Raw genomic sequence first — 19,127 nt, 5'->3', positions numbered from 1 at the left:
CGGGAGATGGCCATGAACAAGACTGCATATATGAACGCGTTGCGCCAAGCCCTGGATGGCTTGCCCGCCAGCGTCATTGAAGACACCATGTGGGAATATGAGCGCAAGTTCGTCGATGCCATGGTGGCAGGCAAGTCTGAAGAAGAAATCGCAGCGGGCCTGCCCAAGCCTGAACTGCTGGCGGCACAAAAGAAAACCAGCATGCGTTATCAGGCATTAAAAACAAATTTCAGCCTTGGCAATGTGGCGGGTTTGCTGGTTGCCCTGATAGGTCTGATGATTTTTAACCTGTTCATGCTGATCCCGGCTGTGGCCTACTTCAGTCTGCTGTGCTCAGCCTATATAGTGGCCATGGTGATGTATGTGGCTGGCATAGGCATCACTGCTGCCAGCATCTCTGGTGTTGAACAGTTCAACTTTGATATCCCTGTTGGCAGGCACCATGTTCATAATCACAACGATAATCATCGTATCCGCAATCACAATGTCAGGGTGGATGTGACAGAAACAGGCATACTCATTGATGGTGAAAAACAGGATGAACATGGCCAGGCGGCAGCTTCGCTACCTGCCGCACCGGTAACGGCATCTGTGGCTTCGGCGACATCCACTACTTCAGCTACTTCAGTTGCATCAGCAACAGCCTCAGCCTCAGCCGCCTCCGCAACTGTGGTCACACGCACGGTCAGCACAGAAAGCCAGACAGAAAAATTGCATGTAGAGCTTGGTAATCACTTTTCCGGCACCAAGTTATTCTCAGGTTTGGGTTTGCTGCTGGCTTCGATTGCCCTGATGATGTTGAGCATGTTCATGACCAAATACACCTTCATCGGCTTCAAGCATTATTTACGCTGGAACTTGTCGCAATTACAGTTGGGTCATGCAGCCTGATGAGTTCGCAGTTTTCGATTTTTAGTTTTACTTGGTTTTGTAGTTTCATTTAGCTTCAGGAGGAAAAAATGAAAAATATCATACGCACAGGCATAGGCATGTTGGGTCTGGCTGTCGTGTTGACGGCATCCAGCGTGGTCTTCATGAGGGCGCATGCCAGCAATGTTGTCAGTAGCGGCTCGGCAGCCAGTGAAGTCCGCCCCGTGACGGCATCCATCGTCAATATCGTACTCAGCGGCCCTATAGACCTGGCACTGAAACAGGCTGCAACGCCAGAGCTGCTAGTCAAGGGCGATGCCAAGCTGGTGTCGCGGGTGACCACCAGGCTGGAGGGCAATACCTTGTTTGTCGGTACCCGTGGGATCTATATCTCCGTCGGCAAGACTGAACAAACCAGGATAGAACTGAGTTTGCCCGGCCTGGAAAAACTGCAGACTTCTGGCAGCGGTGACGCCGTCATCAAAGGATTCAAGGGTAATAAACTCGAAGTAAGCCTGCAGGGTTCAGGCAATATCAACCTGGATGGCGATTATCAGCAAGTATTTGCCAGCCTGAATGGCAGCGGTGACCTGAACCTGGGTCTGGGTAATAGTGAGTTGCTGGAGCTCACTTCCAACGGCTCTGGTGACAGCATCCTCAAAGGCCAGGTCAAAAGCTTTACTGCCAGATTGTCGGGTTCCGGCGATTTGAAAGCATCTGCACTCAAGAGTGCTGTGGTCAACCTGAATTCCATGGGTTCATCCAGCAGCAAGGTATTTGCTGGTCAGGAAATCAAGCTCAAAGTCACTGGTAGTGGCGACGTGCATGTGTCTGGCAACCCGGCAAAACGCAATGTAGAGCGCCATGGTTCAGCAGATGTACATTGGGAGTAAGCAGCTTATCGCATGACAATCACATGATAATCAGGTGTTTTAATACAGGATAAACCCAAATTGGTGCAGCTTGAACTGTTGTTAATTGGTTCGCCTTAGTAGGTGTTGTTAAAAAGAATGAAATTTTCTACAGGAAATTTTTACTTGTAGAAAATTTTATTCTTTATATCATTCATTTTTATGCTTAATATTCGACGCTGAGTCGCTGGTAATGAAACTCTATTTACTTGACGCTTTTTTCTGCAATAATCATTGCGCAGTTGTAAGTATTTGTTTCAATCGAAAAAATTAAAATTTGTGTGCGCGCTGTTTGTGCATGCAGATTTTTCTGACCAACCTGACCTGCCAAGAATCATGACTGCTACCAAAAGTAAGTGCCTTACCGCGTTATTTGTTGTGTTCAGCTTTATCAGTGCTGCTGCCGCGCAAGAAAATCCCATGCAGTTTCTAAGCCGTGCCAATGCCAAAGTGGCCAGGGCCGCGTCTTTGAAAAACCGCTGGGAAGGCCCGGTTGATGGACCTGCACTGCAAAAGAAAAAGAAAATAGTTTTCATCGCAGCAGACCTGAGTGATGCGGGCATCAGCAGTGTGTTTAACGGCGTGCGCGAAGCCAGCACCGCCGCAGGTTGGGAAGTCTTGCCTATCAACTGCCGTGGTCGTTGCAACCAGGGCGCATCCATCATCAGCCAGGCGCTGGACATGAAAGCCGATGGCATCATCCTGGCAGGAGTAGATGTCACCAGCCAGAGCAAGGGTATGGCAGCGGCAGTCAAGGCCAAGATTCCCGTGGTTGGCTGGCATGCCGCGGTGAAAAGCGGCCCGACTGACGGCTTGTTTACCAACATCGCCACCAATCCCAAAGAGGTTGGACAACTGGCTGCCCTATATACGGTGGTCGATTCGAATAACAAGGCCGGCATCGTGGTCTTCACTGACTCCAGCAATCCTTTCCTGCTGGCCAAATCCACCGCCATCGTAGAAACCATACGTCAATGCGAGGGTTGCAAATTGCTGAGCCTCGAAGACGTGCCTCTGGCAGAGTCACATATCAAGATGAAGGGTGTCGTCGAAAGCCTGGTCAAACGTCACGGCGCGAAGTGGACCCATGTCATCGGCGTCAATGATTTCTATTTTGATTTGCTGGAAGTGCCAACAACAGCCAGCCTGGTTGCCAGTAATAAACTGGTCGCTGTCGCTGCCGGTGATGGCTCGCCAACTGCGTACAAGCGCATACGTGCCAACAGCCTGCAAACCGCGACCGTGCCTGAACCTCTGGGCATGCATGCCTGGCAAATCGTCGATGAACTGAACCGTGCTTTTTCGAATGCCGAGCATAGCAACTATGTAAGCGCCCTGCATCTGGTGACGGCACAGAATATTGCGTATGACGGCGGGCAAAAGAATATGTTTGAGCCGGCAAACGACTTCCGGACTCACTATCAAAAGTTCTGGTCAAAGTAATCTCTGATTAAGCTACTGCGCGACGCGATTTTGAGTCTGCTGATTTGCAAATTCGTCATCGTACTAAAGTACGATTGCGCTTCTTAACCCAAACTCACGCCGCTCGCTACGCTTACTCAGAGTTACTTGCTAGGTGTTAATAAAGCCGGATTTCCGGCTTTTGTTTTTTTATGCGCGCTGGGTTACTGCAGCGAGGATGTTTTCTGGGACTGACTTGTCGATGTACATGCGTTGGTCGGCGGTTTGCATGAGTTTGTCGGCGCTGCGGCCGTCGGTGGGGAACAGGGCGCTGCCGAGGGCGGCTTCGATTTCTATGCTGTGTCCCTGTATGGTGCAGGGGCCTTCGAGTATTTTCTTCAGGCGTAGCAGGGTGCTGTCGAGTTGGGATGCCTGGTTGACACCAAAGGTCAGGGCGACGAATTCGTCGCCGCCTATGCGGCCTACAAAGTCGGCGTGGCGGCAAAAGCTTTTGAGGCGTTTCGCCACTTCCTTAAGCAGCAGGTCACCGGCCTGATGGCCAAAGCGGTCATTGACTGACTTGAAATGGTTCAGGTCTATCAGGATAAAGCCAAAGCCTTGCTGGTTGCGCCCACTCTGGGCAATCGCCTTGTCCAGCATTTCATCCACATGACGGCGGTTAGGCAAGCCGGTGAGTACATCTTCCCTGGCCATTTCCAGTATGCTTTTCTGCGCACGCAGGTTACAGCAGACGCTGACGCCATAAGTCCAGCCCAGCAGGCACAGCACCACGATAAGATAGATAAAATTCAATAAGGGATGTTTGGCCAGTTCAGCATTGTTGTTGGAAATGAATGCCAGATGCCAGCGCATGATAAAACCTATCGCCATGATGCTTAAAGAAATCGCCCCTATGCAGGCTGCCAGCAAGTCAAGGTCACGGGTTTTCCAGATCAGGATAAATGCCGTACTCAGCATCAGGCTGGCAGCGATGACGTCATGGAACAGATAACGGCGTATCATATCGTCCCGGTTGATGAATGCCAGCAGGATGAACGCCGGGATCAGTATCAGGCCCCAGCGCCAGCGTATCTGGGATGGGTAACCGCGAAAACGCAGCGTGCCTTCCAGCATCAGCAGGGTAGTGGTCAGGGTCAGGGAGTTGTTAAAGGCGACGATCAGGGACATGGGGATGTCGATGAGGGGGATCAGGCGTATCAGCAAAAAAGCCGGTGCGACCATCGATGCCGCCGCCGCCCAGACGCCGGTGCCGGGTATGTCGCGGTTGATATGCCAAACCGCCAGCATGACCAGCATGGAAATCACGCTGATGCAGGCAACTACTAAATCTAGCGTAGCACGATCCAGATTGACCATAGGGGTACCTGGTTGTAACTTCTGGTGAATTCAGGCAGATACACATCAGCTTTGCTTGCAGGGACTGGTGCCGGGAAGCAGTACCTGCAAAACCATATTATGACGCAAACTTATGCAAACAAAAGCGAGTAATTATCATCATCCACAAGCCAGCAGCGTTGCCGTTATCGGTGCCGGGCCTGCGGGCCTGATGGCTGCCGAAACCCTGGCCTTGCGGGGCATCGTTGTCGATGTCTATGATGCCATGCCTTCGGCAGGACGCAAGTTTTTAATGGCAGGCAAAGGGGGCATGAATCTCACACATTCTGAAAATTCTGTCTCTTTCATGACACGGTATGCCGAACGGGAAGCACAACTGACCCCCATGATAGGCCAGTTTGATGCAGCAACCCTGCGTGCCTGGGTCAAGGACCTGGGCATAGAAACTTATGTAGGCAGTTCTGGCCGGGTGTTCCCGGTCGATATGAAGGCCGCGCCTCTGTTGCGTACCTGGTTGCATCGCCTGCGTCAGCAAGGTGTGCGTTTTCATATGCGGCATCGCTGGTTGGGCTGGGATGAGCAAGGCAAGTTACGCTTTGCGACTCCGGATGGTGAAACCTGTCTGCCTGCAAGGGCACAGGTATTTGCACTTGGCGGTGGCAGCTGGGCCAGGCTGGGGTCGGACGGTGCCTGGGTAAGCCTGCTCAGGCAGCGTGGCATGGATGTCGCAGATTTGCAGCCCGCCAACTGTGGCTTTGATCTGGACTGGACCACATTTTTCAAGGACAAGTTTGCCGGTCAGCCTTTGCTGACAGTGGCAGCCAGGGTAAAACACAGTACTCAGCCTATGCGCAAGGGGCAGTTTGTCATCACCTCTACAGGCGTAGAAGGCAGCCTGATTTATGCACTCTCTGCTGCGCTGCGTCAGCAATTGCATAGCCAGGGCAAGGCAGTGCTGGAGCTGGATTTATTGCCAGACACGCCGCTGGAAAAAGTACTGACAGAGCTTGAACATCCGCGTGGTTCACGTTCGCTTTCCAGTTATTTGAAAAGCCGCCTGGGTCTGGATGCATTAAAAATGGCCTTGTTGCATGAATGTTTGGATAAAACAGAGTTTAGCCACACACAGTTATTGGCACAGGGCATTAAGACCTTGCCAGTTGTGCTCAAGGCTACCCGCCCCATCGATGAGGCCATCAGCAGTGCCGGTGGCCTGCGTTTTGAAGCCCTCGATGAAAACCTCATGGCGTTACAGCATCCCGGCCTGTTTTTTGCCGGTGAAATGCTGGACTGGGAAGCACCCACCGGTGGTTACTTGCTGACAGCCTGCTTCGCGACAGCCAGACAAGCCGCAACAGGCGCAGCCAACTGGCTGGAAAACAATCTTGATGACCTGAAATAGTTTCTGCCGGCAAGCGCAGAAATCGGTACAATAATAGTTTCCGCGCTGCATCATTTGATTCTATTCATGAATTTGCATTTCAGGTATTTGTCCGTATGAGTGATTCCCATAACGCTGCGCGCGCCAACGTTACGTGGCGCGGTGCTATACAGGTAGTTCCTGGCAAGATCGTGCCAGCAAAGATAGTCAGCTTTACTTCTGCCAGCATACAAATGCAGTGCAGTGCTGCCCTCAAAGAAAAGCAGACTTACCAGATGATGATGGAAGTCCCCAAACCGGGTGACGCTTCGCAACGCACCCAGGTGGTGTGCAAGGCCACCTGTATTTATTCCATCTTGAGCGGCAATGAATATCGCGCCGCCATGAAATATTTTGAAGTGCCTGAACAGCATACTGCTCTGCTGGCCCACTGGCATGGCTGAGGCTTGATTGAGGCCAGGACATACCCGCATGATGAGCAGACTGACTTTGCTTATGATATAAACAGGCTTTGATTTATTTGCCTGCGCATCATGTCCAAAGATACTGTTTTACCCGAAACCGCCCAGCGCGTTGCCCAATTACTGCACAGCCTGGGACATGACCAGACTGTGGTCATGTTGCCAGAAACTGGCAAGACTTCTGCCGAGGCTGCAGCAGGCCTGGGTTGCCAGGTTGCAGAAATCGCCAAATCAATCGTTTTCCGCCGCCTTGCCGATGATGTTGCCGTCATGGTCGTTGCCAGTGGCATCAACCGCGTCGATGAACACAAGGTTGCGGCCATTGTCGGGCCTTTAGGCAAGGCTGATGCCCGCTTCGTCAAGGAAAAAATCGGTTATGCCATAGGCGGCGTCTGCCCTATCGGCCATGTAGAAAAAACCGTCATGCTCATCGATGAAGACTTGCTGCAATATCCGCATGTCTGGGCTGCTGCCGGTCACCCACATGCAGTCTTCAGACTGACACCTGAGCAATTGAAAAACATGACAGGCGCACCTGTCGCTGATGTGGCTTTGCGCGCATGAATATCCTGTATGAATTTGACCCGGCCCAGTTTGTCATGAAACCCGGTGCGACCGTGCCTTCACCCTGCGTGAATATTTGCCGCATGGATGAGAAGACAGGCTTGTGCACAGGCTGCTATCGCAACATCGATGAAATCATTTGCTGGAGCAAGGCAGACAATCACAAGAAGCTGGAAATCTGGGATCTGGTGCAGCAAAGAATGCTGCCCTGAATATTGCCAAGTAGCGCCCATGCCGTTACGAAAGGATAGTGAGTGAAACAACTGGACTGGTATTTCGATTTTATTTCTCCTTTCGCTTATTTGCAGAGTGAAATGCTGCACCACCTACTAGGTGTGCAGCAGATCAATTACCGTCCGGTTTTATTTGCTGGCCTGCTCAATCATTGGGACAATAAAGGCCCGGCAGAAATCGCACCAAAACGCCAGTGGACCTTTGAGCATTGCACCTGGCTGGCGCACAAGCACGGCATCCCTTTGCGCATGCTGCCTGAACATCCATTTAACCCTCTGCCTTTGTTGCGCCTGTGTCTGGCTCTGGGCAGCACGCAAGCTGTGGTGCAAAGGCTATTCCGCTTCGTCTGGCGCGATGGTCATATACCAGCGCAGACAGAACACTGGCAAGCTCTGCTGGATGAATTGCAAGTGACGCCAGCCATGCTCGATGATGCCGCCGTCAAGGAGGCATTAAAACGCAATGGTGAACTGGCCATTGCCGCCCGCGTGTTTGGTGTGCCGACCGCCGTCGTCGATGGCCGCTGCTTCTGGGGGCTCGATGGTACAGACATGTTGCAGGCTTATCTGCAAGGTGATGCCTTCTTCGCATCCGCAGAGCTGGCAGCCGCGCAAAGCATGCCTTATGGCCAGCGACGCAAAATAGCAGGTAAGACATGATGCAACTGCCTGACTGCATGCAAGTGTTTGAACGGGGCTGGTTGTCCTCGAATAATATCCTGTTCATTGATGAAGAGCAGACTGCTCTGGTTGATAGTGGTTACTTTAGCCATGCTGCACAGACCATGGCGCTCATACAACATGCCCTGAATGGCCGCAAGCTGGATCTGCTGGTCAACACCCATCTGCATTCCGACCATTGCGGCGGCAATGCTAGCCTGCAACGTCACTACGGCTGCCGTACTTTGATCCCGGTTGCCGATACTCCTGCAGTGGCAGCCTGGGATGAGGCAGCACTGACTTATGTTGCGACAGGCCAGCGCTGCGAGCGCTTCAGTTTTGATGCAGCAATACAGCATGGCGATGCATTGCAACTAGGTGGCATGGACTGGCAGGTCATGGCTGCACCTGGACATGATCCCCATTCCATGATCCTGTACTGCGCACAGGAAGGCATACTGATTTCTGCCGATGCCTTGTGGGAAAACGGCTTTGGCGTGATCTTCCCTGAGCTTGAAGGTGAATCCGGTTTTGCCGAACAGGCGGCGATATTGCAAGTCATACGTGAACTCAATCCGCGCATTGTCATCCCCGGCCATGGCCCGGTCTTTGACAATGTGACGGCAGCCTTGCAAAGGGCAGAATCACGGCTCGACTATCTGCGTACCGACCCGCGCCGCAATGCCCGCAATGCAGTCAAGGTCATGCTGGCTTTCATCTTGCTCGAATCACAGCAAATGAGTCTCGCTACCGCCGTCACACAACTCGGCGGCACACGTACCATAACTTCTTCTGCCAGCCTGCTGGGTATAGAGCCGCATGTGCTGATACCGCAAATGGCTGATGAACTGGTCAGGGCAGGGGCCGCAAGGCTGGAAGGCGATATGCTGATCAGCGCACGATAGTCTATTGTCCATTCAATTAAATCCAAACTGGAAATACCATGCTGCATCACATCTCTCTGGGTGTCCGCGATCTGGCGCTGGCTGGCGCATTTTACGATGCCGCCCTCGCTGCCCTTGGTTACCGTCGCGTGTTTGAAGATGACACCGCAATAGGCTATGGCCTGTACGATGATAAAGATATCCTGTGCCTGAAATTGAGGCCAGATGCAAGCCCGCCGGGCCCGGGTTTTCATTTGGCGTTTACTGCCAGCACGCGCAAGGCAGTCGATCTTTTCCATGCGGCGGCACTGGCCATCGCTGGCAGTGATAATGGCGCACCGGGTTTGCGCCCTGATTATGGCGAGTATTACTATGCTGCGTTTTTGATTGATCCGGATAGTCATCATATAGAGGCAGTGACCAAGGTCACCGAATAAAGCATGACGCCCACGGTATACATACGGTCAGCAACGCAAGATGATGTGCTTTGTCTGTCCGTGCTGGCGACCCAGGTTTTTCTTGATACCTATGCGACTACCGGTATACGGCCAGCGATAGCAAGAGAGGTACTGCAATCATTCTCGATAGCTGCCATCGCCACTCTGCTGGACTTGCCGGGCACTTTCTTTCATGTCGCCGAACGTGATGGGCATCTACTGGGATTTTCCCAGATCACTGTAGGGCGCAGGCAAGAGCTGGTCAGCGCTATTTGCCCTGCTGAACTCGACAGGCTGTATGTGCAGGAGCCTTTCACCCGCATGCGCTTGGGCAGCCAGTTACTGCATGCTGCTGAAACCAGCGCGGCTAGCCATGGCGCTGATCTCATGTGGCTGACACCCTGGGCACACAATGCCAGAGCCTTACAGTTTTATGCGAAGCAGAATTATGCAGATATAGGCAGGACCAGTTTTCTGATGGATGGCGAGGCACATGAAAATCGTGTGCTGTGCAAGCAGTTAAAAGCGCTTAAATAATATCTGCGCCACGCTCATCCAGTAATTGCCTCAGTATGGATCTGTGGCAGTGGCTCTCATCTTCACAATAGCAACCCACAGAAAAATTCGTGGTCTTCGACATCGCTGCTAGCAAATCCAGTACCTTGCTGGCATCTGCTTCCTGCATTTCTGCCCTGAAGCTGCGTTCAAATTTTTTCCATTCAACTGGTGTACTGGCAGCTTTTCCCTGTGCCATCAGGTCTGCACCCGGTGACAGATTGGGCAACCAGACATCATAGTAATCACGGCTGGCAAATTCAGTTTTGGGCACGCCGCGTGGTGGTCGTCTCACCGTGCCTATTCGCAGGCCTTCACCGGCAGCGCGTGCAGTTCCCAACTGGACTATGCGTATGCTCATTTCTCTCTCCTCATCTGGAGCCGAACAGGGTGGCTAAGAATAAAAATGCCGCCTGCCCGGTCATGCCTGGTACTGATTGATTATAGTGCCTGATTTTTCAATCCCAATACTTCGATTTTTTCTATACTGGGCGGGCCGGTAAATAATTCTTCAGCCTTTGCCATCAAGGCTTGCGCAATCGGCCCTTGCAAATGTGCCTGGCGACCAGCTTCCGTCTCAAACGCATCAAAGACACCAAAAACATTGTCAGACAATTGCAGGGCAAACCAGATGGGTGTCGTGCTTTCCTGATTGGCCAGGGCCAGGCCCATTTCCAGAAAGGCGGCGACATCGGCAGCTTTGCCGGGTTTGGCTTCAAAGCGGGCGAACAGGGCGTGCTTGATCATGATTTTTCTCCTTGTGCTTGTATCCATATTTGCATCGCAGGATTGCGATGAAGTGAGACTTTACAGATCAAAGGACTTGCGTGATACTGGCGCGATTGACATCTTTGGTATGAATCCTGCCACAACCTCATTTGACATTACGATGAACATCAACATCCTCGCCCTTGATGGCGTTTTCGATACCGGCCTGTCCATCGTCCTTGATGCACTGACGACCGCGAATGAATTATCGTCTTTGCAGGCCAACCCGGCGCCACCTTTTAAAGTGTCGTTGGTGGGCACGCGGCGGCGTGTGCAAACTGCACAAGGCATGAGTGTGACGGTAGCGCGGGCAGATGAAGTACCCGCACCTGATCTGGTTATCGTCCCCGCGCTGGGTTACAAAATGCCGGATACCCTGATGCAGGCGCTGGCACGCCCTGATGTGCAAGACGCGAGTGTGGCTTTGCGCGACTGGGCAGATGATGGCGTGCGTATCGCCGCCGCCTGCATAGGCACCTTTGTACTGGCAGAAAGCGGTGTGCTTGATGAGCGGGATGCGACGACTACCTGGTGGCTCAATCCCCTGTTCCGCCAGCGTTATCCATCGGTACGCCTGAACACCAGCCATATGATAGTCCAGTCCGGCCAGTTCCTGACTGCTGGCGCAGCCTTCAGCCATATGGATATGATGCTGTGGCTTATACGCCAGAGCAACCCTGAACTGGCAAATCTGGTCGCCAGTTATCTGGTCGTCGATAGCAGGCCTTCACAAACGGCCTACATCATTTCTGATCACCTCGCGCACGCTGACCCCATGGTGGAACGCTTTGACCGTTGGGCGCGCAGCCACCTTGACCAGGGATTTAACCTGGACGAGGCAGCCGATGCACTGGCAACCAGCAAGCGCACGCTGGCACGGCGCATTCATGAAGTATTAGGCAAGACACCGGTGTCGTATGTGCAGGATTTGCGTATAGAAAAAGCGGTGCATTTGTTGAAGACATCCAATCACAGTGTGGAGCAGATTGCGGGACTGGTGGGGTATGCGGATGGGGTGACTTTGCGGACTTTGTTGAAGCGGAGGTTGGGGAAGGGGATACGGGAGATTAGGGTAGGGTGAGGGACTCGCTGTCTTGTCGGCGACAACGTAACCGAGCTAACGATTTTTTGATGTACGGACAATCTAATTTACGTCATTCCAGCGTGCTTTTGGCTGGAATCCAGCGGCGTTCGTAGTCTGCCGCGTCGTTTGTTACATGTCGTACTTTGACCAAATAAATTGCCCTTCGTGGACACAAGCCGGGTCTCGGCCCGGCAGCCGAAATTCTCTCTTTGTGTCGCCAAAGAAAGAATTCAAAGAAAGGCGACCCAGGCGTAGCCGCCCCTAAAGGGGTTCCCATTTGTGCGGTACAAAAAATGGGAAGGCCCGAAACTCGCTTCCCTTGCAGGGCGCACAATCGCTTGCAAGCGATTGCCGTTACGCAGGCGTGGTGCATGCACCACGAAACCCCTGCTACACCTCAGACAGCGGCTCTTCTTAATCCATTTTCTGTACAGCACAAACGGCGGCTACACATGGGAACTGCAAAAGTCAAAAGCAACCCCAACGTCAAAAGCAATACACATGACCGTTTGCGTAGGTTGGGCTACGCTTCATCGGCCCAACACTGAGCCTTAAATTAACGTAAATATTGAAATTCGCGGAGTGGCTTAGGAGTTCTTAAACTACCACCTACTTCAAACGATAATCCGCCTCAGAAAACGAACTAACCGGTGCCAGATCCGCATACTCGGTAGTCCTGCCTTGCTGCTTCGCCATGAAAGCCTCCATGAGGTTACTGCTTTGCCAGATACCTGATTGCAACCAGCCCATTTGTTGCAGGGCATCGTGGGTGCTGTGGTCGCGGGCGTAGTGGATGGCTTGTTTGCTGCCCCAGATGGCGACCGGGGGTTTTTCGGCGATTTCTGTGGTCATCTGCAGTGCGGCAGCCAGCATGGCTTCCTGGGTATCGAATACCTCATTGAGCAAGCCAACTGCGAGCGCGCGTTGTGCTGGCAGGCGGCGGCCTGTGTAGGCCATTTCGTGGACTATGCCTTCGGGGATGAGCTTGGGCAGGCGTTGCAGGGTGCCGAGGTCGGCGGTCATGCCTATGTTGATTTCTTGTATGCAGAAAAAGGCATCGCTGCTGGCCAGACGTATGTCGCTGGCGCAGATCATATCGACGCCACCGCCTATGCAGCCGCCGTGGATGGCGGTGATGACAGGCATGCGCAGGGATTCGATAAGATTGAAGGCATGGTGCATGTCTTTCAGTGCCATGGCGATATTGGCGCGGCCAACGGCGCTGGCATCGTCGAGTGTGATGCCGCCACCAGCAAAGACATCGAGTGCCATGCCAGCGGTAAAGTGTTTGCCGGTAGAAGAGATGATGAGTACGCGGGCATTTGCCTGGTTTTGCAGGTTTTGCAAAATCTCTGTCAGCTCGCGGAAAAACACGGGTTGCATGGTGTTCAGCGTGGCGGGGCGGTTCAGGCGCAGGTGGGCGATTTTATTGCTGATACTGAAGTCAAAACATTGATAAGTCATGGTGTCTCCACAGGATTTTTATTTGCACGGTAAAATCATACTGGATATATGCAAGAAATCTGTTGTCTGTGCTTCAGCTTAGAGGATATCAACTATGACTCAAGATTTACCTGTACTGCAATCTGCTTCACAATCTGCATCACGCCTGCCATCCGCTTTGCTACACCTTAGCCTGCCCGTCATAGGTTCACCCCTGTTCATTGCCAGTGGCCCCAAACTGGTAGCGGCGCAATGCAAGGCTGGCATCGTCGGCTCTTTCCCTGCCCTGAATGCCAGGCCTGCCGAGTTGCTGGATGTCTGGCTGACAGAATTGCAGGCCGAGCTGGCAGCGCACCAGGAAGCCCATCCAGATGCATTGATAGGCCCGATCGCCGTCAACCAGATCGTCCATCAATCCAATGACAGGCTCGCGCATGATGTTGAAGTCTGCGTCAAGCATCAGATACCCATCATTATTTCATCGCTACGTGCACCACCGCCAGAGATGCTGGATGCAATACACAGCTATGGCGGCATCGTCATGCATGATGTGATTTCGATACGCCATGCGCAAAAAGCGCTGGAAGCCGGTGTTGATGGCCTGATACTGGTGGCAGCCGGTGCGGGTGGTCATGCGGGTGGGCTGTCGCCATTTGCCCTGGTCGGTGAAGTAAGGCGTTTCTTTGATGGCCCGATTGCACTGTCTGGTTCCATCGCAACGGGCGATGCCGTATTGGCGGCACAGGCCATGGGGGCTGACTTTGCTTACATAGGCTCGCGCTGGCTCGCGACTGTGGAATCCAATGTCGATGAAGCTTATCGCCAGGCCATTCTTGATTCAGCAGCGGCAGACATTGTTTACACCAATCTGTTCACCGGCGTGCATGGCAATTACCTCAAAAAATCCATCATCGCTGCCGGGCTGGACCCGGACAATTTGCCAGTAGCCGACAAGAGCCAGATGAACTTTGGTTCTGGTGGCGGCAGCAAGGCCAAGGCCTGGCGCGACATCTGGGGCGCTGGCCAGGGTGTGGGTTTGATGGATGATGTGCTGACCGTGGCAGAAGTCGTGGCACGTTTGAAATTGGAATATGCGGCGGCGAAAGCGCGCGTATTATCTTTATGATCAATTAATTATCAGGAATATCATGAGTAAAGCTTATGTCGTTGCAGAAATCCAGGTCACCAATGCCGATGCTTATGCCGAATACCGGCCACTGGCAACTGCCAGCGTAGCCCAGTATGGCGGGCAATTCCTGGTGCGCGGTGGTACTCGGGTACAAAAAGAGGGCAGGGACGATGCCCATAATGAAGGCTGGCGCTCAGTACTGGTTGAATTTCCCAGCCTGCAGCAGGCGCAGCTCTGGTATGACTCGGTCGAATATACCAAGGCCATGGAAATTCGCCATGCCAACTCCATAGGTCGTCTGTTCATCGTTGAGGGTATATAAGCCGGGAGAGCGGTAGCGGGTTCGGCATAAAAACCACAAATTGCCCGCAGGATTCAAGTTTGCAAAGAGACTTGCCGTAACTAAGGTATCTCTGTGCAAACCGAATCCTGAATGCTATCCATTATGCGCCGCTCCCTCGCCTTGCTATTCCCCATGTTGTTGGCCCTGTCTGCCCAGGCGAACGACCCGCCGCCATCCAAACCCATCAAGCCGGCATCAGCAAAAGAAGAAGCATCCAGTTCGGCTTCAGCATCTGCCTCAGCTTCCGCCAAGGAAGAGCGCAAGTCATCTTCCAAAGAAGGCAAGGAAAGCAAGGAATCTGCCAAAGAGGCTGCCGCCCGTGCCAAGGAAGCCCTGGCTGCCGATGAACTGGCGGCACGCATAGCAGAGCGCCTGAGTGTTATTCGCAAAGACAAGGATGAGGCCGCAGCACGCAGCCAGCCAAGGCCGGTCGTAAGGCCAGCCTACGCGCCATCCGTGCGCAGGCCGGAGAGTGCCAGGGCAAAAACAGATCATGGCACCAATAGCGCTGCAGCAGCAGGAGCGCTGGCCGCCAGCCATGCCGATATACACTGGAGTTACCAGGGCGAAGGCGGCCCTTTGAACTGGGGCAAGCTCAATACCGCCAATGCCAAATGCGATAACGGTGACAGGCAATCCCCCATCGATATACGTGATGGCATCAAGGTCAATCTTGACCCTGTCGCCTTTGACTATAAACCCAGCCGTTTCTCTGTCATTGATAATGGTCATACCATACAGGTCAATATAGGCGCGGGTAACTATATCAATGTGCTGGGCCATAATTATGAGCTGGTGCAATTCCATTTCCATAAACCATCTGAAGAGCGCGTCAATGGCAAGAGTTTTGAAATGGTTGCGCACCTGGTGCATAAGGATGCCGATGGCAAACTGGCCGTGGTGGCAGTGCTGATAGAGCGGGGCAAATCACATAGCCTGGTGCAGCAGGTATGGAATAACCTGCCGCTGGAAAAAAATGATCCCGTGCAGGCGTTGACGACCATGGACATGAATGACATCCTGCCCGTCAAGCGTGACTACTATACCTATATGGGCTCGCTGACAACGCCACCCTGCAGCGAAGGTGTGCTGTGGCTGGTCATGAAAGAGCCGGTAGAAATTTCACCTGATCAGTTGATCATATTCAGCCGCCTGTATCCCATGAATGCAAGGCCCATACAAAAGAACTCTGGTCGTTTGATCAAGGAATCAAATTAAGCAACAAGCATTGACATGAGATATTTCTATGGGGCCGGCCAGTCCGGCCTCAATTCTTTGCGCACCACCAGCTTCAAACCTGACCATATCTCGCTGACAGCACAGACCTTGATATCGACATAACCCATAGGTAGTGCCACTTCTCTTATCGTGTCTTCCGTGATATCGGTAGGCACTTTCGAGGCTTTCTTGGGCCAGGATACCCAGATTGCAGCGTCACTTCTCAAGCTGGTTTTATAGCTCAGCAATTCCTTGATCAGGATAGCTTTCTTGTCAATGAACAGATGGACGATATCTGTCGCAGACGCAGGCTTTTTGTCAAACACTACGCCGTCTGGCAAGGCTGCCAGCAAATCCAGATAGTTTTCAGGCGCATGTCTGGCGCAAACATGGCTGCCAGGCTGTATGCCGAGTTTTTTAACCAGTGGTGTACCAGAATATCCGGTGGAGTCAGCGTTCATCGTCAATCAAAATGAAAACAGCACCCGGCTGGCAGATGCTGCTTGAATATCAATCAAGATTGAAATCAATTTCAAATTTTTATTCAGCCCTGCTCAAGGGCAAACTAATCTGTATTACTTGTAGATACCGCATGCAACGATTATATCGCCTGATTTTTCAAAATAGGTCGACTTCAGTTCTATAGCCTTGGTGGTCGGGTTCGGCCATTTGTAATCTATCCAGCCCTTACCCTTGCTCTTGGCGATTGTCAGCAACTCTTCGATAAAAGCCTTGTTGTCTACATCTTTGAGCGTACTGAGATTTTTGCCCAACAGCTTGGCATTGGCACCATGCGCCAGTATTTTGCCATTTAAATCCAGTACAAAAATATACAGATCGCGGTCGACGAAACTGCCAGTGACACTGTTAAATTCAGTATAAGCGCTTTCATTACCCTTGGTCTTGATATAGGCAGTCGCCTTTTTTACCATGGCCTCTGCTTCTTGTGCTGTGCCATGTTCTGCTGCGAATGCTGCTTGACTGAGAAAAAAGCTGAATAAAGTCAGTGTCAGGAATTTAATGAAACTACGCATGATAAGTCTCCTTTATTGTGGGATACCAAATTCCAGCAGTTCATCAAACTCCAGGAATCTGATATCCCTCAACATACAACTATCTGTGCTTCATTACTACTTATCTTGCACTCAAGTAACAATAATTAGCTTTGCTTATGCAGGCTTATGCTGGCTTATAAGGCAGTTCACGCCAGCGTTTGCCACTGACTCGGGCGATGGCATTCGCAAAAGCGGGTGCCAGTGCAGGCAAGCCAGGCTCACCCATGCCGGTAGGTGCATCTGCACTGGGTACAATGTGGACCGCAACCTGTGGCATATCGGTAATGCGTGGCACCACAAAATCACTGAAGTTGCTTTGCTCAACCACACCATCCTTGAGCGTGATAGCTGCACCCGGCAGGCACATGGACAAGCCCATCAGCGCCGCGCCCTGTACCTGCGCTTCTACACTCTTGGGGTTAACAGCCAGGTTGCAGTGCACACCCGCAGTGACCTTGTGCAGTTTGGGCTGACCGTTTTTCATGGAGGCTTCAACCACATAAGCGACGACGGACGAAAATGACTCATGTACAGCCACACCATAAGAACGGCCTGCTGGCAATTTCTTTTTGCCATAGCCAGATTTTTCCACCGCCAGTTGCAATGCTGCTTTATGCCGTGGATGTTTGTCACCCATGAGTTTCAGGCGATAGGCCACCGGGTCTTGCTTGGTGGTCTGGGCAATTTCATCGATCAGTGTTTCCATGACAAAGGCGGTATGGGTAGAACCCACGCTGCGCCACCATAAGACCGGCACATTGATCTTGGGATGATGGACAGACAGGCGCATAGGCATTTCATACGGCTCTTTCATGCCTTCGACTGCGGTGATATCGACGCCATCCTTGACCATCATGGATTCAAACGGCGTACCACCAACGATGGACTGGCCGACGATGACATGGTCCCAGCCCAGGATATTGCCCTGCGCATCAAAACCGATTTCGGCCTTGTGCAGATGCATGGGGCGATAGTAACCACCCTTGACATCATCTTCACGGCTCCACAGCGTGCGTACTGGTGCATCCAGCCCCGCTGTCTGTGCTGCCTTGGCGACATTGCAGGCTTCCACCACATAATCACTGGTGGCAATTGCCCTGCGGCCAAAGCCGCCACCTGCATACTGGGTATGCACTGCGATATTTTCCGGCTTCAGGCCCAGGGTCTTGGCGGCTGCGAAACCATCAAGGCCAGGCATTTGTGTACCCATCCACAATTCTGCCTTGTCACCTTTGATGGCAACCGTGCAATTCAACGGTTCCATAGGAGTATGGGCAAGGTAGGGGAAGACAAATTCGGCATTCAGCTTATGCGGCGCTGCCGCTATTTTTGAGACATCATCATTAAACTTCAGGGCACCCGGCTTCCTGGCCAGTTCCTTATAGGTCACCAGCATTTTGGTGGAATCGACTTTTTCAACGCCATCAGTATCCCATTCCAGCTTCAGTACGTCGCGGGCCTGTTTGGCTGGCCAGTAACCGGTGGCAATAATCGCCACGCCTTCGCCACCGCGGTCTGTCGGCACGCGCAGCACTGCCTTGACGCCCTTGATGGCTTTTGCCGCAGTATCATCAATAGTCTTGACCCTGGCACCGAATACCGGTGGACGTGCGACTACCGCAGTCAGCATGCCGGGCAGGTGAGTATCAATACCAAAATCCTGGGTGCCTGTAGATTTTGCTTTGGCATCAAGACGGCCTGTGGGTTTGCCTATGAGGCGGAAGTTTTTCGGGTCTTTCAGTGTGACTTTTTCTGGTACTGGCAATTTCATCGCAGCATCGGCCAGCTCGCCATAGCCCAGCTTCTTGCCGCCGGGGCCAATGACATTGCCATTCTCAGTGCGCAGGCTGGCAGGATCAACTTGCCACTGGTTGGCCGCTGCCTGTACCAGCATCGCGCGGGTGCGGGCACCGAGTTCGCGGTATTGCGTATAGGAATGGGCGATGGAGTTCGAGCCCCCTGTCAAATGCATGCCAAATGCCGGGTCGACATAGGCTGGGTGATTATTGCCATTCGCGCTTTGGACCTTGGACCAGTCGGCATCGAGTTCTTCTGCCAGTATCAGTGGCAGGCTGGTTTGCACGCCCTGACCAAATTCCAGACGGTTGAAGGTAACAGTGACTGTGCCATCCTTTGCAATCTGTACGAAAGCACCCGGTTGTTCAGTAGGCTTCAGGCCTGCAGGTGCTTTGGTAGCAGCATCCTGCGCTGTCGCCAGCATGGGATAGCACCCCAGGGCAAAGCCGCTGGCTGTTGCCATCTTCAAGAAACTGCGGCGGCTCAGGCCGGTAGATGGTGTTTCTGGTGTGGTGGATTGCAAGAGGTTTTGCAAATGGCGTGGCATCTCATCGAGGCGGGCTTCAAAATGCATGGT

General features: G+C 52.6%; 22 protein-coding genes. 15 read left to right on the top strand and 7 right to left on the bottom strand.

The genetic code is table 11. The annotated features are described in order from the left end of the window. Window positions 1–12: 12 nt before the first annotated feature. From ACO0LI_RS21125 to ACO0LI_RS21115, 3 genes are all read left to right on the top strand, one after another. On the top strand, window positions 13–891 hold the full coding sequence (locus ACO0LI_RS21125) for a DUF1700 domain-containing protein (RefSeq protein ID WP_422951968.1): 879 nt from the start codon (window positions 13–15) through the stop codon (window positions 889–891). Between the two features lie 68 nt (window positions 892–959). Beyond that, complete coding sequence (locus tag ACO0LI_RS21120; protein ID WP_422951967.1) at window positions 960–1,763, top strand: head GIN domain-containing protein; 804 nt, start codon at window positions 960–962, stop codon at window positions 1,761–1,763. A gap of 354 nt (window positions 1,764–2,117) precedes the next feature. Beyond that, the gene (locus ACO0LI_RS21115; protein WP_423035054.1) at window positions 2,118–3,224 is read left to right on the top strand and encodes a substrate-binding domain-containing protein; all 1,107 of its coding nucleotides are present in this window, start codon (window positions 2,118–2,120) and stop codon (window positions 3,222–3,224) included. A 168-nt stretch (window positions 3,225–3,392) separates the two neighbouring features. Here the strand turns inward: ACO0LI_RS21115 and ACO0LI_RS21110 are convergent, their stop codons facing one another. After that, on the bottom strand, window positions 3,393–4,559 hold the full coding sequence (locus ACO0LI_RS21110) for a diguanylate cyclase domain-containing protein (protein WP_423035052.1): 1,167 nt from the start codon (window positions 4,557–4,559) through the stop codon (window positions 3,393–3,395). A gap of 112 nt (window positions 4,560–4,671) precedes the next feature. On the opposite strand from ACO0LI_RS21110, the gene ACO0LI_RS21105 reads away from it, so the two are divergent. The 8 genes from ACO0LI_RS21105 to ACO0LI_RS21070 all read left to right on the top strand — a co-directional run bounded on the left by ACO0LI_RS21105 (window position 4,672) and on the right by ACO0LI_RS21070 (window position 9,695). Continuing rightward, complete coding sequence (locus tag ACO0LI_RS21105; RefSeq protein WP_423035050.1) at window positions 4,672–5,940, top strand: TIGR03862 family flavoprotein; 1,269 nt, start codon at window positions 4,672–4,674, stop codon at window positions 5,938–5,940. 95 nt (window positions 5,941–6,035) lie between these two features. Further along, window positions 6,036–6,362 (top strand): hypothetical protein, encoded by a 327-nt coding sequence (locus ACO0LI_RS21100; RefSeq protein ID WP_162043845.1) that lies wholly within the window; start codon window positions 6,036–6,038, stop codon window positions 6,360–6,362. A gap of 90 nt (window positions 6,363–6,452) precedes the next feature. Continuing rightward, window positions 6,453–6,944, top strand: a complete 492-nt coding sequence (locus tag ACO0LI_RS21095; protein ID WP_422951963.1) for a YbaK/EbsC family protein — start codon at window positions 6,453–6,455, stop codon at window positions 6,942–6,944. After that, window positions 6,941–7,156 carry a DUF1289 domain-containing protein gene (locus ACO0LI_RS21090; RefSeq protein ID WP_232063134.1) on the top strand — a complete coding sequence of 72 codons (216 nt, stop codon included), beginning with the start codon at window positions 6,941–6,943 and terminating at the stop codon, window positions 7,154–7,156. Before ACO0LI_RS21095 ends, ACO0LI_RS21090 begins: the two co-directional genes overlap by 4 nt. A 42-nt stretch (window positions 7,157–7,198) precedes the next feature. Then, complete coding sequence (locus ACO0LI_RS21085; protein WP_423035047.1) at window positions 7,199–7,837, top strand: 2-hydroxychromene-2-carboxylate isomerase; 639 nt, start codon at window positions 7,199–7,201, stop codon at window positions 7,835–7,837. Next, entirely contained in the window at window positions 7,837–8,742 is a 906-nt protein-coding gene (locus ACO0LI_RS21080; RefSeq protein ID WP_423035045.1) for an MBL fold metallo-hydrolase, read from the top strand. Before ACO0LI_RS21085 ends, ACO0LI_RS21080 begins: the two co-directional genes overlap by 1 nt. A 38-nt stretch (window positions 8,743–8,780) precedes the next feature. Further along, the gene (locus ACO0LI_RS21075; RefSeq protein ID WP_423035043.1) at window positions 8,781–9,158 is read left to right on the top strand and encodes a VOC family protein; all 378 of its coding nucleotides are present in this window, start codon (window positions 8,781–8,783) and stop codon (window positions 9,156–9,158) included. 3 nt (window positions 9,159–9,161) lie between these two features. Then, window positions 9,162–9,695, top strand: a complete 534-nt coding sequence (locus ACO0LI_RS21070) for a GNAT family N-acetyltransferase (protein ID WP_423035041.1) — start codon at window positions 9,162–9,164, stop codon at window positions 9,693–9,695. Here ACO0LI_RS21070 and ACO0LI_RS21065 read toward each other — a convergent pair. Together ACO0LI_RS21065 and ACO0LI_RS21060 are read right to left on the bottom strand one after the other, a co-directional pair. Then, window positions 9,688–10,074 carry a DUF488 domain-containing protein gene (locus ACO0LI_RS21065; RefSeq protein ID WP_422951957.1) on the bottom strand — a complete coding sequence of 129 codons (387 nt, stop codon included), beginning with the start codon at window positions 10,072–10,074 and terminating at the stop codon, window positions 9,688–9,690. The two genes, ACO0LI_RS21070 and ACO0LI_RS21065, sit on opposite strands and share 8 nt — an antisense overlap. Before the next feature lie 80 nt (window positions 10,075–10,154). After that, entirely contained in the window at window positions 10,155–10,460 is a 306-nt protein-coding gene (locus ACO0LI_RS21060; RefSeq protein ID WP_422951956.1) for a putative quinol monooxygenase, read from the bottom strand. Window positions 10,461–10,602: 142 nt separating this feature from the next. Between ACO0LI_RS21060 and ACO0LI_RS21055 the strand changes: the two genes are divergently transcribed. Then, window positions 10,603–11,562: a GlxA family transcriptional regulator gene (locus ACO0LI_RS21055; protein WP_423035039.1), complete on the top strand. Its 960-nt coding sequence runs from the start codon at window positions 10,603–10,605 to the stop codon at window positions 11,560–11,562. Between the two features lie 612 nt (window positions 11,563–12,174). Here the strand turns inward: ACO0LI_RS21055 and ACO0LI_RS21050 are convergent. Continuing rightward, window positions 12,175–13,029: an enoyl-CoA hydratase-related protein gene (locus ACO0LI_RS21050; protein WP_423035037.1), complete on the bottom strand. Its 855-nt coding sequence runs from the start codon at window positions 13,027–13,029 to the stop codon at window positions 12,175–12,177. A 94-nt stretch (window positions 13,030–13,123) separates the two neighbouring features. Between ACO0LI_RS21050 and ACO0LI_RS21045 the strand changes: the two genes are divergently transcribed. The 3 genes from ACO0LI_RS21045 (at window position 13,124) to ACO0LI_RS21035 (ending at window position 15,698) form a co-directional block, all read left to right on the top strand. Next, window positions 13,124–14,134, top strand: a complete 1,011-nt coding sequence (locus ACO0LI_RS21045; RefSeq protein ID WP_423035035.1) for an NAD(P)H-dependent flavin oxidoreductase — start codon at window positions 13,124–13,126, stop codon at window positions 14,132–14,134. A gap of 22 nt (window positions 14,135–14,156) precedes the next feature. Beyond that, window positions 14,157–14,459 carry a DUF1330 domain-containing protein gene (locus ACO0LI_RS21040; RefSeq protein WP_423035033.1) on the top strand — a complete coding sequence of 101 codons (303 nt, stop codon included), beginning with the start codon at window positions 14,157–14,159 and terminating at the stop codon, window positions 14,457–14,459. 123 nt (window positions 14,460–14,582) lie between these two features. Then, window positions 14,583–15,698, top strand: coding sequence for a carbonic anhydrase (locus tag ACO0LI_RS21035; protein ID WP_423035031.1), 1,116 nt, complete (start codon window positions 14,583–14,585; stop codon window positions 15,696–15,698). Window positions 15,699–15,724: 26 nt separating this feature from the next. Here the strand turns inward: ACO0LI_RS21035 and ACO0LI_RS21030 are convergent, their stop codons facing one another. The 3 genes from ACO0LI_RS21030 to ACO0LI_RS21020 form a co-directional block, all read right to left on the bottom strand. Beyond that, window positions 15,725–16,159, bottom strand: coding sequence for a DUF3052 family protein (locus ACO0LI_RS21030; RefSeq protein ID WP_423035029.1), 435 nt, complete (start codon window positions 16,157–16,159; stop codon window positions 15,725–15,727). Between the two features lie 114 nt (window positions 16,160–16,273). Beyond that, window positions 16,274–16,732, bottom strand: a complete 459-nt coding sequence (locus ACO0LI_RS21025; protein WP_423035027.1) for a cache domain-containing protein — start codon at window positions 16,730–16,732, stop codon at window positions 16,274–16,276. Window positions 16,733–16,877: 145 nt separating this feature from the next. Beyond that, entirely contained in the window at window positions 16,878–19,124 is a 2,247-nt protein-coding gene (locus tag ACO0LI_RS21020) for a molybdopterin cofactor-binding domain-containing protein (protein ID WP_423035025.1), read from the bottom strand. Window positions 19,125–19,127 lie beyond the last annotated feature (3 nt).

Origin of the sequence: Undibacterium sp. Tian12W (genome assembly GCF_049339405.1) — a bacterium.
Classification (GTDB): Bacteria; Pseudomonadota; Gammaproteobacteria; order Burkholderiales; family Burkholderiaceae_D; genus Undibacterium.
Note: the sequence above shows the minus strand (reverse complement) of the source record. Positions and strands in the feature narration are given on the sequence as shown.

Coding starts and splice junctions, on each gene's coding strand:
- ACO0LI_RS21030 (WP_423035029.1), bottom strand. CDS start 16,159: ATGAACGCTGACTCCACCGGATATTCTGGTACACCACTGGTTAAAAAA.
- ACO0LI_RS21115 (WP_423035054.1), top strand. CDS start 2,118: ATGACTGCTACCAAAAGTAAGTGCCTTACCGCGTTATTTGTTGTGTTC.
- ACO0LI_RS21090 (WP_232063134.1), top strand. CDS start 6,941: ATGAATATCCTGTATGAATTTGACCCGGCCCAGTTTGTCATGAAACCC.
- ACO0LI_RS21105 (WP_423035050.1), top strand. CDS start 4,672: ATGCAAACAAAAGCGAGTAATTATCATCATCCACAAGCCAGCAGCGTT.
- ACO0LI_RS21075 (WP_423035043.1), top strand. CDS start 8,781: ATGCTGCATCACATCTCTCTGGGTGTCCGCGATCTGGCGCTGGCTGGC.
- ACO0LI_RS21035 (WP_423035031.1), top strand. CDS start 14,583: ATGCGCCGCTCCCTCGCCTTGCTATTCCCCATGTTGTTGGCCCTGTCT.
- ACO0LI_RS21060 (WP_422951956.1), bottom strand. CDS start 10,460: ATGATCAAGCACGCCCTGTTCGCCCGCTTTGAAGCCAAACCCGGCAAA.
- ACO0LI_RS21125 (WP_422951968.1), top strand. CDS start 13: ATGAACAAGACTGCATATATGAACGCGTTGCGCCAAGCCCTGGATGGC.
- ACO0LI_RS21120 (WP_422951967.1), top strand. CDS start 960: ATGAAAAATATCATACGCACAGGCATAGGCATGTTGGGTCTGGCTGTC.
- ACO0LI_RS21020 (WP_423035025.1), bottom strand. CDS start 19,124: ATGCATTTTGAAGCCCGCCTCGATGAGATGCCACGCCATTTGCAAAAC.
- ACO0LI_RS21045 (WP_423035035.1), top strand. CDS start 13,124: ATGACTCAAGATTTACCTGTACTGCAATCTGCTTCACAATCTGCATCA.
- ACO0LI_RS21100 (WP_162043845.1), top strand. CDS start 6,036: ATGAGTGATTCCCATAACGCTGCGCGCGCCAACGTTACGTGGCGCGGT.
- ACO0LI_RS21080 (WP_423035045.1), top strand. CDS start 7,837: ATGCAACTGCCTGACTGCATGCAAGTGTTTGAACGGGGCTGGTTGTCC.
- ACO0LI_RS21040 (WP_423035033.1), top strand. CDS start 14,157: ATGAGTAAAGCTTATGTCGTTGCAGAAATCCAGGTCACCAATGCCGAT.
- ACO0LI_RS21110 (WP_423035052.1), bottom strand. CDS start 4,559: ATGGTCAATCTGGATCGTGCTACGCTAGATTTAGTAGTTGCCTGCATC.
- ACO0LI_RS21070 (WP_423035041.1), top strand. CDS start 9,162: ATGACGCCCACGGTATACATACGGTCAGCAACGCAAGATGATGTGCTT.
- ACO0LI_RS21025 (WP_423035027.1), bottom strand. CDS start 16,732: ATGCGTAGTTTCATTAAATTCCTGACACTGACTTTATTCAGCTTTTTT.
- ACO0LI_RS21095 (WP_422951963.1), top strand. CDS start 6,453: ATGTCCAAAGATACTGTTTTACCCGAAACCGCCCAGCGCGTTGCCCAA.
- ACO0LI_RS21065 (WP_422951957.1), bottom strand. CDS start 10,074: ATGAGCATACGCATAGTCCAGTTGGGAACTGCACGCGCTGCCGGTGAA.
- ACO0LI_RS21050 (WP_423035037.1), bottom strand. CDS start 13,029: ATGACTTATCAATGTTTTGACTTCAGTATCAGCAATAAAATCGCCCAC.
- ACO0LI_RS21055 (WP_423035039.1), top strand. CDS start 10,603: ATGAACATCAACATCCTCGCCCTTGATGGCGTTTTCGATACCGGCCTG.